Annotated in this window: 14 protein-coding genes and 1 pseudogene; 14 read left to right on the top strand and 1 reads right to left on the bottom strand. The window is 73.3% G+C overall.

The annotated features are described in order from the left end of the window. Positions 1–271 precede the first annotated feature (271 nt). The 7 genes from SZN_RS10480 (at position 272) to SZN_RS37635 (ending at position 6,399) form a co-directional block, all read left to right on the top strand. Positions 272–889 (top strand): hypothetical protein, encoded by a 618-nt coding sequence (locus SZN_RS10480; protein ID WP_244313330.1) that lies wholly within the window; start codon positions 272–274, stop codon positions 887–889. Positions 890–1,377: 488 nt separating this feature from the next. Continuing rightward, positions 1,378–3,858: an ATP-binding protein gene (locus SZN_RS10475; RefSeq protein WP_078508521.1), complete on the top strand. Its 2,481-nt coding sequence runs from the start codon at positions 1,378–1,380 to the stop codon at positions 3,856–3,858. A gap of 86 nt (positions 3,859–3,944) precedes the next feature. Further along, the gene (locus tag SZN_RS10470; protein ID WP_007494068.1) at positions 3,945–4,379 is read left to right on the top strand and encodes a roadblock/LC7 domain-containing protein; all 435 of its coding nucleotides are present in this window, start codon (positions 3,945–3,947) and stop codon (positions 4,377–4,379) included. Between the two features lie 2 nt (positions 4,380–4,381). Then, a complete protein-coding gene (locus SZN_RS10465; RefSeq protein ID WP_043729781.1) occupies positions 4,382–4,753 on the top strand; it encodes a DUF742 domain-containing protein in 372 nt (123 codons plus the stop codon). After that, positions 4,731–5,330, top strand: coding sequence for a GTP-binding protein (locus SZN_RS10460; RefSeq protein ID WP_007494064.1), 600 nt, complete (start codon positions 4,731–4,733; stop codon positions 5,328–5,330). Before SZN_RS10465 ends, SZN_RS10460 begins: the two co-directional genes overlap by 23 nt. A gap of 61 nt (positions 5,331–5,391) precedes the next feature. Continuing rightward, on the top strand, positions 5,392–5,970 hold the full coding sequence (locus tag SZN_RS10455; RefSeq protein ID WP_007494062.1) for a GAF domain-containing protein: 579 nt from the start codon (positions 5,392–5,394) through the stop codon (positions 5,968–5,970). A gap of 243 nt (positions 5,971–6,213) precedes the next feature. After that, the gene (locus SZN_RS37635) at positions 6,214–6,399 is read left to right on the top strand and encodes a hypothetical protein (protein ID WP_007494060.1); all 186 of its coding nucleotides are present in this window, start codon (positions 6,214–6,216) and stop codon (positions 6,397–6,399) included. Positions 6,400–6,447: 48 nt separating this feature from the next. Here the strand turns inward: SZN_RS37635 and SZN_RS10445 are convergent, their stop codons facing one another. After that, positions 6,448–7,053: a GOLPH3/VPS74 family protein gene (locus SZN_RS10445; protein WP_007494058.1), complete on the bottom strand. Its 606-nt coding sequence runs from the start codon at positions 7,051–7,053 to the stop codon at positions 6,448–6,450. A gap of 162 nt (positions 7,054–7,215) precedes the next feature. On the opposite strand from SZN_RS10445, the gene SZN_RS40015 reads away from it, so the two are divergent. From SZN_RS40015 to SZN_RS10410, 7 genes and pseudogenes are all read left to right on the top strand, one after another. Further along, the gene (locus SZN_RS40015; RefSeq protein WP_007494057.1) at positions 7,216–7,584 is read left to right on the top strand and encodes a hypothetical protein; all 369 of its coding nucleotides are present in this window, start codon (positions 7,216–7,218) and stop codon (positions 7,582–7,584) included. A gap of 199 nt (positions 7,585–7,783) precedes the next feature. Beyond that, complete coding sequence (gene tdh, locus SZN_RS10435) at positions 7,784–8,812, top strand: L-threonine 3-dehydrogenase (protein ID WP_007494055.1); 1,029 nt, start codon at positions 7,784–7,786, stop codon at positions 8,810–8,812. 40 nt (positions 8,813–8,852) lie between these two features. Beyond that, a complete protein-coding gene (locus tag SZN_RS10430; protein WP_007494053.1) occupies positions 8,853–10,046 on the top strand; it encodes a glycine C-acetyltransferase in 1,194 nt (397 codons plus the stop codon). Between the two features lie 37 nt (positions 10,047–10,083). Beyond that, positions 10,084–10,986, top strand: a complete 903-nt coding sequence (locus SZN_RS10425; protein WP_007494042.1) for a LysR family transcriptional regulator — start codon at positions 10,084–10,086, stop codon at positions 10,984–10,986. Positions 10,987–11,032: 46 nt separating this feature from the next. Further along, a complete protein-coding gene (locus SZN_RS10420) occupies positions 11,033–11,221 on the top strand; it encodes a hypothetical protein (protein ID WP_007494040.1) in 189 nt (62 codons plus the stop codon). Beyond that, positions 11,218–11,750: pseudogene (locus SZN_RS10415) on the top strand (GNAT family N-acetyltransferase). Before SZN_RS10420 ends, SZN_RS10415 begins: the two are co-directional and overlap by 4 nt. A gap of 30 nt (positions 11,751–11,780) precedes the next feature. Next, on the top strand, positions 11,781–12,140 hold the full coding sequence (locus SZN_RS10410; RefSeq protein ID WP_007494034.1) for an MmcQ/YjbR family DNA-binding protein: 360 nt from the start codon (positions 11,781–11,783) through the stop codon (positions 12,138–12,140). The last annotated feature ends 127 nt before the right edge of the window (positions 12,141–12,267 follow it).

The following is a 12,267-nucleotide window of genomic DNA, read 5'->3' as shown; positions in this document are numbered from 1 at the left end:
GTCTGCCGTCTGCCGTCTGCCGTCTGCCGTCTGCCGTCTGCCGTCTGGTGCCTGCCGTTTGGTCCCGGTGCCCGGTGCCCGGTGCCCGGTGCCCGGTGCCCGGTGCCCGGTGCCGGTGCCTGATGCCGGTGCTTGGTGTCCGGTCACGGCCCGGAATCAGCCGCGCCCGTCGCGGTGTCGGCGCCGTCTGCTCGGTGGGGAGCCGCCGCGTCGGGATACCGGGCCGGTGAGCAACGCCGTCGCCCGGTACGAAGCGGTTGCCGAACCGTTGATGCGAAAGGTCCACCCCGGTCTGCGCCAGGGCAGTCTCGCCCCTCAGGATGTCGTCGCCCTCGCCTGTGAACTGCTCGACCGATTCCACGGCGGCGATGCCGTCCTGGAGCGCGTCGAGCCGAACCCGGCCCTGGTGCCGCCGGTGGAGACGACCGCGCTGGCCCGGCGCATCCTGGACGACGCGGGTTTCGATCCCGGGTTCGACCTCGCTCCCGAGCGGTGGGAGACGTTGCGCGCCGCGCTGCGCGTCGTGGCCCATGACCTGCCGACGCGTGGGGTCGAGGGCGAACCGTCGATCGAGATCCTGGAGGACTCGTTCCCGGTGGCTGCGGCAGTCCGCCGTGCCGACGGCGAACGGCTCAACCGGGGCGGCCTCATCCTGCCGGAGACGGGTGACGACCCTGCCGTCGCAGCGACCGCCCTGGCGACCCTGATCCAGGAGAGTCTGCTCGAACGCACTTGGCAGGTCTGGCCGGTGTGCCCCGGGCACGACCTCGGCGTCCATGCCTCGGTGCGCGACGGTACGGCCGTGTGGTGGTGCGCGGGCGACGGCGGACACGCGCTGGCGCCGGTCGGCGCTCTGGCGCGTGTCCTCGGTCGTGGTCGCCCCCGATAGTCGCCCCCGATAGCGGCGGAGGGCGTGTGGGGTGCCGGCGGTGTTGTTACGGACAGTCATGCTTCGGGGTGGGGTGGTCGAGGTGTGTTCGGGCTGTGTGGAGTACCCACACGTCCCGTGCGGTGACGTTCGGAGGCCCGGAGCCGCGGTGGTCGCGGGGTGGTGCCCGAGGCGGGGCGCACTCCTCGACGCAATCGGGTGACCGCTTCTGAACAGGTCTGATCGATCCGTTTTGCCTTTCGGGCGCGCGTCGTGACCGGTTATCGGTCTGTCGTACGAGCCCTCATACCAGAGCGGGACGTCGCCTGCGGGAGTTTGTCAACTGCCCACCGCACTTGATGCGGAGGCGACTACTGTGAGTGTCCGTCGGGCGACACGCAGCCGAATCCGTCGGTTCCGTCGACCGGCATCACCATGGCGCATGCCCAGGACCGCACGCATCGCCGCGCACCCCGGGCCCGACCCGACGGACCAGCACGAGGACCCCGATGTCTCAACTCCGCGCCCCGGCCGCACGCGCTGACCGCCGTGAGGGCGGGAGGCACGGGCGCCCGCCCGCCCGCACCACACCCGCGCTGCCCGAGACCCACATACGGCCACAACTGCTGCGGCTTGCCGTGCTGCCACCCGTCGCGGTGAGCCTCAGCGCCTGCGCCGCCGTCCTGTTCGTCGTGCGCTCCACAGGCGCTCAGCCCGGCGCCGCCTCATGGGCCGTGCTCACGGGAGCGGCGTCCGTGGCCGCGGCGGCCGTCCTGATCGCCGCCGTGGCCGCCAACCGCACCGCCAGGTCCGTGACCGAACGCGTCGGCGCACTGCGCCGCAGCAGTGCGCGGGGCGAGGCCGATCTACGTGCCCTGGTCGAGACGCTGCGGCGCGGTGACGGACCGCCGAAACGCAAGCCGCGCGGCGGCCCGCCCGACGGCGCCGACGACTTCGAACTCCTCGCGGCCGACCTGGCGCGTGCCCGCGACGGAGCCGTCAACGCAGTCGTCCAGGCGGCCCAGCTCTCCAGCCAGACCGGAAGCGAGCAGAAGCTCGAAGTCTTCGTCAACCTCGCCCGCCGCCTCCAGTCGCTCGTGCACCGCGAGATCTCCATCCTCGACGAGCTGGAGAACGAGATCGAGGACCCGGATCTGCTCAAGGGCCTCTTCCACGTGGACCACCTCGCCACCCGTATCCGCCGCCACGCGGAGAACCTCGCCGTGCTCGGCGGCGCCGTCTCGCGCCGCCAGTGGAGCAACCCGGTCTCCATGACCGAGGTGCTGCGGTCCGCCATCGCCGAGGTCGAGCAGTACTCGCGGGTCAAGCTCGTACCGCCCGTCGACGGCACCCTGCGCGGACACGCCGTCGCCGACGTCATCCACCTGCTGGCCGAACTGGTCGAGAACGCCACCGTGTTCTCCGCCCCGCACACCCAAGTGCTGCTCCGCGCCAACCTGGTGACCTCGGGGCTCGCCGTCGAGGTCGAGGACCGCGGACTCGGCATGCCGGTCGGCGAACAGACCCGGATGAACGCGCTGCTCGCCGACCCCGATCAGGTCAACGTCGCCAGCCTGCTGGCGGACGGACGGATCGGCCTGTTCGTCGTGTCGCAGCTCGCCAAGCGGCACGGCATCCACGTACGCCTCCAGTCGAACATCTACGGTGGCGTCCAGGCCGTACTCGTCGTCCCCCAGGGGCTGTTGGGCACCGATCCGGCGGCCCACGCAGCGGCGGTCCGGACGCAGGCGCCGCAGGGCACGCACAGTGTGTCCGGCACACACATCGCGCACGACACACACATCGCGCAGGTCGCGCAGGTCGCGCACAGTGTCCTCGGCACGCAGGGTGCGCTCGGCGCGCCGGGTGTGACGGCCGCACATGGTGCCGGCTCACCCCCGCATCCCCCGGCCCAGGCACCTCCGCAGCGCCCGCGGCAGCAGGACGGGCCGAAGCCGCCCCAACGGCATCGCAAACCTCCGGCGGGTGCGCCGGAGGGCGGACGCAGGCGTGCGGCGGACGCCGCCCAGAACGCCGCGCCGCGCCCGCCGCGGGATCAGGCGGGCGGTCCGGGAGCGGTCTCCCGGCCGAACGGCGGCATGCCCGCACCACTTCCCGTCCGCGACTCGCACCAGGAGCGGGCCAACCCGGCCGAGGCGGTACCGGGCATCAAGCCCGACGACCGCCGGTTCCTCGCGGAGGACACCGCCGCACCGCCGCTTCCGCGCACCGGTCCCGTCCGCGGCACCATGGGAAAGCCCCGACTGCCCCGCCGCCGCGCCCAGGAGCACATCGCCCCCCAGCTCCGGGACGGACCGGTCGTACGGCAGGAGTCCGACCAACTCGCCGGACACGACCCGGGGCTGATGGCGGCCTTCCAGCGCGGAGTCGGCCTCGCCGAGACACAGCAGCACATGGACGCGGCGCGGATCGGCCCGGCGGCGACAGGTTCGGCACCGACCGGCTCGGCGTCCGTAAGGCCGACACCCATGGAGCCGACGCCTGCGGGTGCACCGCACATGAGCGCAGCGAGCATGAGCCCTGGACACACCGGCCCGTCACACGCGGACGCGTCCCACACGGGCGTTGCGCACACGGACCATGGACACACGGCCACGGCACACACAGACCGAGCCCACATGGGCGCTGCACACACGGGCCTTGGCCACATGACCGTGGACCACGGGGGAGCGAGTCACCCACCCCCCTCGGCCCTCACCGCCCTGGAACACAGGGCATCCCGCCACACCGCCCCGCCGAACCCGGGCCCGGAACTCACGGGTGCCGATCACGTGGAGGCGGGGCACATGGGTGCGGCCCCCACAGGCGCTCCGCCCCTGGATCCCCCTCCCATGGATCCCCCGCCCCTGGATCCCCCTCCCATGGAACCCCCGCCCACGGACCCGGCCCCCCTCAACGCGACCAACCCCGGCCGCGAGTCCGGCACCGATCACACCCCCTGGCACGACGGGAGCGCACCAGCCGGATGACCACCCCTGGCACCGGCGTGCGGTCCGCCCGGACCCCCGCCCGCACCCCCAGCGCAGACCCACGTACCCCAAGGAGTCGATCCACCATGGCGAGCGAAGCACCGACCGCCCATGTCTCCGACCTCGACTGGCTGATGAGCGGCCTCGTGCAGCGCGTACCGCACACCACCAGCGCGGTGCTCCTCTCCTGCGACGGGCTCGTGAAGTCGGTTCACGGCCTCGACCCGGACAGCGCCGACCACATGGCGGCCCTGGCCTCCGGCCTGTACTCCCTCGGCCGCAGCGCCGGTGTCCGCTTCGGCGACGGCGGAGACGTACGGCAGGTGGTGGTCGAACTCGACTCGGCCCTGCTGTTCGTGACCACCGCCGGATCCGGCACCTGTCTCGCCGTGCTGGCGGGACGCGAGGCCGACGCGGCCGTCCTCGGCTACGAGATGGCGATGCTGGTCAAGAGCGTCCGCCCGTACCTCGTCACCGCGCCCCGGCAGCACGCCGCCGAACCCCCCGCGATGAGGCCTTGAAGGTGGCGGCGGTCGGCGACGGGCCCTGGCTCGACGACGCGGCCGGACGGCTCGTACGCCCCTTCACGGTCAGCAACGGCCGTACCCGGCCCACCGTCGCGCTCGACCTCATGTCGCAGGTCATGGCCACCGGGGCGACCCCCCTCGGCTACCTCGGCCCCGAGCACGACCAAGCGCTCGAACTGTGCCGCGGCCCCGTCTCCGTCGCCGAGGCCGCGGCGCACCTGAAGCTGCCGGCGGTGGTCACCAAGGTGCTGCTGTCGGACCTCGTCGACTGCGGGGCGCTCACCACCAAGAGCCCCGAGTTCCACCACAACCCGACTGACCGGGCTCTTCTGGAGGCAGTGCTCGATGGACTACGACGACAGCTCTGACCCCTTCCCCACCGCACTGAAGATCTTGGTGGCGGGAGGATTCGGGGTCGGCAAGACCACCTTCGTGGGCGCGGTGAGCGAGATCGCGCCGCTGAGCACCGAGGAACTGCTCACGACCGTCAGCGCGGCGACCGACAGCCTGGAAGGCGTGGAGAACAAGGTCGAGACGACCGTCGCCATGGACTTCGGCCGGATCACCCTGGACCCGGCACATGTGCTGTACCTCTTCGGCACCCCGGGACAGGAGCGGTTCTGGTTCATGTGGGACGAGCTCTCCGAGGGCGCACTCGGAGCGGTCATCCTCGCCGACACCCGGCGCCTGGAGGACTGCTTCGCCGCAGTGGACTTCTTCGAACAGCGGGGCCTGGGCTTCATCATCGCGATCAACGAGTTCGACGGCGGACACCGGTACGAACCCGAAGAGGTCCGGGCCGCCCTCGACCTCGACCCCGAGATCCCGGTCGTGCGCTGCGACGCCCGCATCTCCAGTTCCGGCGTCCAGACCCTGCTGACCCTGGTACGGCACCTCATCGCCCACGCACCCGCCCACGCGCCGAGCCATGGCGCCCACATGTGACACGCACCCACACCCCCTCGGAGCCGCATATGAGCTACGCCCACAGCGACGGAATCCGCCCATGAGCTACGGCCCACCGCACCCGGTCGCCCGTCTGCTGCTCACTCCCGACGACAAGGAACCCTCCGCGCGCGCCGCGCGGCTGCACGAACTGGGCCTGGGGGAGCAGCCCGATCCGGCCCTGGACGTCTTCGCGGACCGTCTCGCCGAGCTGACCGCGGCGCCCTACGCCATGGTCAACTTCATCGGCGAGCACCACCAGTTCTTCGCCGGGCTGCATGTGCGCGACGCCGTGAACCTCTCCCGGGGCGGCGACCGAAAGCCCGCGCTGGTCCGCCGTATGGGCTGGGACCATGGCTTCTGCCCCCATGTGGTCGTCCGACGCAAGGCACTGGTCCTGGAGGACGTCCGGGACTATCCGCGGTTCGCCGGGAATCCGATCGTCGACGAGCACGGCGTCCGCTCGTACCTGGGCGCCCCGCTGACCGACTCCACGGGGACGGTGCTGGGCACGGTGAGCGTCGTCGACATGGAGCCGCGGCCCTGGGGGAAGGCCGGGCTGGAGACCATCAAGGCCGCCGCGGCGGACCTGGTCGCACGGCTGGAGCGCCGGCAGGCGGACGGGCTTCCGCTGCTCTGAGCACCCGGACGCGTCTCTCCCGGCCGACCGGTGCATTACCGCCGTCACGCCGCGTGCGGGACGAACCAGCGACGCCCGGCAGAAGAGTCTCGCCTGTCTGTTCGGGAACCTCCCCCCGGAGCCGGGCAACCGGACCGAGGGCGTACGCGCGCGGCTCCCGGGGCCCGACCGGCCTCGGCGCGTATCTCCGCGACACCGAGGCCGTACGCGCGGCTCCCGGAGAACTTCGAGGCACAGGCCGACATGGTCGAGGCGGTCGTCGCGCAGGCGTGCGAGCGGGGCGAGGCACATGTGGCGGACCCACCGAAGGCCGCGTGGGCGGTGGTGGCCCAGTCGGAGGGCCAGGTCAGGCTCGCGAAGCTCCACCGCAGCACCGAGCGCCCCGGCCCGCCGCGGGGCAACCGCCTGGCCCTCCCGTGCGCCCGCTGACGACGCCCCTCTCAGGACACGCCGACGGTGCCCTTCCCACGACACGGCCTAGAAGCCGCGCCAGACGTTGTCGAAGGCGGCGTCCTCGATGGCCCGCCGCTGGCGTACGGCCTCCAGTTCCATCACCGCGTCGCCGAGGGCGGCCAGCACGGCCGTGACCCTGTCGTCGTCCGGGTCCGTGTTCTGGTCGGGCACATCACCCTCCACCCCGGCGGCGTCGGCCAGGGCGACCAGCAGGGGCTCGCGCGTGCTCCAGCGTTCCTCGGCCCGCTGCCGGACCGCGGAGTCCACCGGCACGGTACGCCCGGTCCGCAACGGGATCCGGCGGCCGCGGGGCCGCACCGTGAGCCCCGCACGCTCCATGTCGGCGACGTAGGTCTGGCCGAGCCCGCGCCCCCGGCGCCACAGCCACTCCTCGACCGTCTCGTACGGCTCCCGCCGCACCAGCGAGGAGGCGGCGTCGTCCAGGAGCGGATCGCCGGTCGGCGCCTGGGCGTTGGGGGTGATGCGGTCGCCGTCGAGTGCGAGGGCACCGGCGTCCAGCAGGTCGAACACCTCGGCCGCGGCCAGCGCGAGCGAGAGTTCGCCCTGGTTCACGGGGTGGTCCTTGGCCAGGTCCAGGGCGACGATCGCGAGGTCCCGTGCGGTGTTCATGAGCGGCTCCAGGTCAGTCGGCCAGCGGTACGAGGGCGTCGCGGACGGCGTCGGCGGTCCGGGTGCCCGTACCGATTCTCGCTCCGTTCCGTGCCTAGTGGGGCCTCCTGCGACCATGGCGGGTACGGAGCCGAACCGCGGCACGGTGACGGCCGCGGCCGTGTGCTCGGGTACGCCGACGCCGACGCCGACGCCGACGCCGACGCCGACGCCGACGCCGACGCCGACGCCGACGCCGACGCCGACGCCGACGCCGACGCCGACGCCGAGTTCACGTTCACCGGCCGTGCCCTCGTCACCGTCAGGCCGGCCGTCCTCGCGAGACGGCCGGGGGACGGCCGGTACATCGCGCGCTACCAGGTCTCGCGCCCGGGACAGCGAGCCCGGCGACCCGCCGCACCGCCCGGCGGCCGACCCGGAAGCCGGCCGGAGCCCCGCCCTCCGCCCCGCGCGCCCTCTGCCCCGCCCGGTCACCCGTGTGGGGCAACGGGCGCGACGGGGCCGTGCGCAGGGTGTGAAGTAGAGCTGTGACGCCGCTTAAGAAATCCTCGATGGACCAGGGAGCCGAGGTGCGGCAGATTCTAGTGCTGTGGCCGGAAACGTTCACCGGCTCGCGACGCCCGGCACGGTCCCTCCCGGCCCACAGCACCAGGCGATTCCACCCCACCCCCCGGCCGCGGCCCCGCTCGGTGCGCTCGCGGCAAGGACGCACCCCACAGGAGCCGTAGCGTTGAAGGCGCTGGTCAAGCAGAAGGCGGAGCCCGGACTCTGGCTCGCGGACGTGCCGGAACCGGCCGTCGGGCCCGGCGACGTACTGATCAAGGTGCAGCGCACCGGCATCTGCGGCACCGACCTGCACATCCGGTCCTGGGACGGCTGGGCGCGGCAGGCGATCCGCACCCCGCTGGTCCTCGGTCACGAGTTCGTCGGCGAGGTCGTCGAGACCGGCCGCGACGTCAGCGACATCACCGTCGGCGACCGGGTCAGCGGCGAGGGCCACCTGGTGTGCGGCAAGTGCCGCAACTGCCTGGCCGGGCGGCGCCACCTGTGCCGCGCCACCATCGGCCTCGGCGTCGGACGCGACGGAGCCTTCGCCGAGTACGTGGTCCTGCCCGCGGGCAACGTGTGGGTGCACCGGGTGCCCGTCGACCTCGACGTGGCCGCGATCTTCGACCCGTTCGGCAACGCGGTGCACACCGCGCTGTCCTTCCCCGTGGTCGGCGAGGACGTCCTGATCACCGGCGCCGGACCGATCGGTCTGATGGCGGCGGCCGTGGCCCGCCACGCCGGTGCCCGCCACGTCGTCGTCACCGACGTCAGCGAGGAGCGGCTGGAGCTCGCCCGCAAGATCGGCGTCACCCTCGCCCTGAACGTGTCGCGGACGTCCATCGCCGACGGCCAGCGCGCACTCGGCCTGCGCGAGGGCTTCGACATCGGCCTGGAGATGTCCGGCCGGGCCGAGGCCATGCGCGACATGATCGCCAACATGACGCACGGCGGCCGGATCGCCATGCTCGGCCTGCCCGCCGAGGAGTTCCCCGTCGACTGGGCCCGGATCGTCACCTCGATGATCACCGTCAAGGGGATCTACGGCCGCGAGATGTTCGAGACCTGGTACGCCATGTCCGTGCTGCTGGAAGGCGGCCTCGACCTCGCACCCGTGATCACGGGCCGCTACGGGTACCGCGACTTCGAGGCCGCGTTCGACGACGCGGCGAGCGGCCGCGGCGGCAAGGTCATCCTCGACTGGACCGCGTAGCCCGCCGCGTCAGCCATCCGCATCCCTGGGAGCTTTTGACATGTTCGACTCCGTGCGCGACGACCTGCGCGCCACCCTCGACGAGATCCGCGCCGCCGGCCTGCACAAGCCCGAGCGCGTCATCGGGACCCCGCAGTCCGCGACCGTCAACGTCACCGCAGGCGGCCGCCCCGGCGAGGTCCTCAACTTCTGCGCCAACAACTACCTCGGCCTCGCCGACCACCCCGAGGTCGTCGCCGCCGCCCACGAGGCGCTGGACCGCTGGGGCTACGGCATGGCCTCCGTCCGCTTCATCTGCGGCACGCAGGAGGTGCACAAGGAACTGGAGGGCAGGCTCTCGGCGTTCCTCGGCCAGGAGGACACGATCCTCTACTCCTCCTGCTTCGACGCCAACGGCGGTGTGTTCGAGACACTGCTCGGCCCGGAGGACGCGGTCATCTCCGACGCCCTGAACCACGCGTCGATCATCGACGGCATCCGGCTGTCCAAGGCCCGCCGCCTCCGCTACGCCAACCGCGATCTCGCCGACCTGGAAAGGCAGTTGAAGGACGCCGCCGACGCCCGGCGCCGACTGGTCGTCACCGACGGAGTCTTCTCCATGGACGGCTACGTGGCCCCGCTGAGCGAGATCTGCGACCTCGCCGACCGCTACGACGCCATGGTCATGGTCGACGACTCGCACGCCGTCGGCTTCGTCGGCCCCGGCGGCCGCGGCACCCCCGAACTCCACGGCGTCATGGACCGCGTCGACATCATCACCGGCACCCTCGGCAAGGCCCTCGGCGGCGCCTCCGGCGGCTATGTCGCCGCCCGCGCCGAGATCGTCGCCCTGCTGCGCCAGCGCTCGCGGCCCTACCTGTTCTCCAACACCCTCGCCCCGGTGATCGCCGCCGCCTCCCTGAAGGTCCTCGACCTGCTGGAGTCCGCCGACGACCTGCGCCTACGGCTGGCCGAGAACACGGCGCTGTTCCGCCGCCGCATGACCGAGGAGGGCTTCGACATCCTCCCCGGCGACCACGCCATCGCCCCGGTGATGATCGGCGACGCCTCCGTCGCCGGCCGGATGGCGGAACTCCTGCTGGAGCGCGGGGTCTACGTGATCGGCTTCTCGTACCCGGTCGTGCCGCAGGGCCAGGCCCGCATCCGCGTCCAGCTCTCCGCCGCGCACTCCACGGACGACGTCGACCGCGCCGTCGACGCCTTCGTCGCCGCCCGGAGCGAACTGGAAGGCTGACGTCCGGCATGCCGGACACCTTGCGATAATCGGTCCCATGATCGAGGCGCGGCGGCTCCACATCCTCCGTGCGGTGGCCGACCACCGCACCGTGACGGCGGCTGCCGCCGCGCTCTACCTGACCCCCTCCGCGGTCTCCCAGCAGCTCACCGCGCTGGAGCAGGAGACCGGGCACCGGCTGGTGGAGCGCGGCGCCAAGGGCGTACGGCTGACCGCGGCCGGTGAGATCCTGCTCAGCCACACCAACGCCGTCCTCGCCCAGCTGGAGCGCGCCGAGGCCGAGCTCGCGGCGTACGGCTCCGGCGAGGCGGGCACCGTCACCGTGGCGTCCTTCGCGACCGGGATCGCCCTGGTCGTCGCCCCCGCGGTGGCCCGCCTCGCCAGGACCGCCCCCGGCATCCGCATCCGGGTCCAGGACGCCGAGGGCGACGCCAGCCTGCCGATGGTCCTGGACCGGCAGGTCGACGTCGCGGTGGCCGTGGAGTACCGCGGTGCGCCGCCCGCCGACGACCCCCGGCTGACCCCTGTGCCGCTGTACGCCGAGCCCTTCGACGCGGTCGTCCCGGTCGGCCACCGGCTCGCCGACACCGCCGAGGTCCCGCTCGCCGAGCTGGCCAAGGACACCTGGATCGGGCCCTACCCCGGCAATCCCTGCCACGACGTGGTGGTCCTGGCCTGCGAGAGCGCCGGTTTCCAGCCGCGCCTCGCCCACTCCTCCGACGACTTCCGCGCGGTCGTCGCGCTCGCCTCGGCCGACGCGGGCGTGGCCCTCGTGCCGCGCTCCGCCCTGCGCGGCATGGACCTCACCGGAGTCGTCGTACGGCCCGTGGACGGTGACGCGCCCACGCGGCGGGTCTTCGCCGCCGTACGCCGGGGGGCCGAGGCGCATCCCCTGATCCGCCCCGTCCTCGAGGCACTGAGCCGGGCAGCCGCCGAGTGAGCGTCCCGCAACACGGGCGTCTCATGGGCGGCACAGCGTCACGGCCATGAGACGGACCACCGCCGACGCCGCCCCGGACACCGCCGCCGCCCGCGCACGCGACGTGACCCCGTGCGGCGCCGGGCAGCGCCACGGCACCGGCGTCCGCCCGCGGACAGGGATGCGGTGGCCGACGCTGCCGCGACGCCCCGGTCCCGGCGGCGCGCGGTACGCGCGCGTGGCGGTGCTGGCGTGAGCGTCACGCGCGTGGACGCGGCCGGGCTGGACGAGAGGATCGAGGGCCTGGCGGAGCTGCTGGTGGACGCCGTGCGCGACGGAGCCTCCGTCGGCTTCCTCGCGCCGCTGGACCCGCCCGCGGCGCTCGCCCGGTGGAAGGGGCGCTCCGGCGCCGTCGCCGACGGCACCCCGCTGGTGTGGGCGGCGCACGACGGCGGCCGGGTCCTCGGCACGGTCAGCCTGGCCCTCGCCGGCAGGCCCAACAGCCGGCACCGCGCCGCACTGGCGAGCTGATGGGGCACCGCCACGCGCGCGGGGGCTGCCTCGGACGCGCGCTCCTGGCCACCGCGGAGGACGCGGCCGTACGCGCGGGCATCACCCTGCTGCATCTGGACACCGGGAGCGGCAGCCCCGCGGAACGCCTGTACGGCTCGGCCGGCTGGACCCGCGCCGGAGTGGTCCCCGGCTGCGCGGCCGTCCCGGACGGCGCCCCGCGGCCGACGACGCTCTCCTGCAAGCACCTGGGCCCGCCCGCCGCCGCGGGGTGATTGTCAGAGGCGGCCGATAGCGTGCCTGCCATGCCGGACGCCGAAGACGTACGCCGTATCGCCCTCTCCCTGCCGGACAGCTCGGAGAAGATCGCCTGGAACATGCCCACGTTCCGGGTCGCGGGGAAGATGTTCGCGACACTGCCCGAGGAGGAGACCTCCCTCGCGGTGCGCTGCCCGAAGGAGGAGCGCGGCGAACTGGTGCTCGCCGAGCCGGAGAAGTTCTGGATCGCCGGACACGAGGCCCAGTTCGCGTGGGTGCGGGCCCGGCTCGCGGCCCTGGAGGACGAGGCCGAGTTGCGGGACATCCTGGCCGACTCCTGGCGCCAGGCGGCTCCGCCCCGACTCCTGGACGCCCACCCGGAGTTGGGCGCGGGCTCCGGGGATTGAGGCCGAGGGGGCGCCGCGGGGCCCCGTGCCATGGTCCGCGGTGGCGTCGGCGGCCGGACGTCCCGGGCGGACGGCGCGGGGCCGACGGCGCGGCCGGGAAGGGTCGGGCGGGGATGGGCAGGACAGC

Source organism: Streptomyces zinciresistens K42, from assembly GCF_000225525.1.
In the GTDB taxonomy this organism is placed as follows: domain Bacteria; phylum Actinomycetota; class Actinomycetes; order Streptomycetales; family Streptomycetaceae; genus Streptomyces; species Streptomyces zinciresistens.
This window is presented reverse-complemented; position numbering and strand designations above follow the sequence as displayed.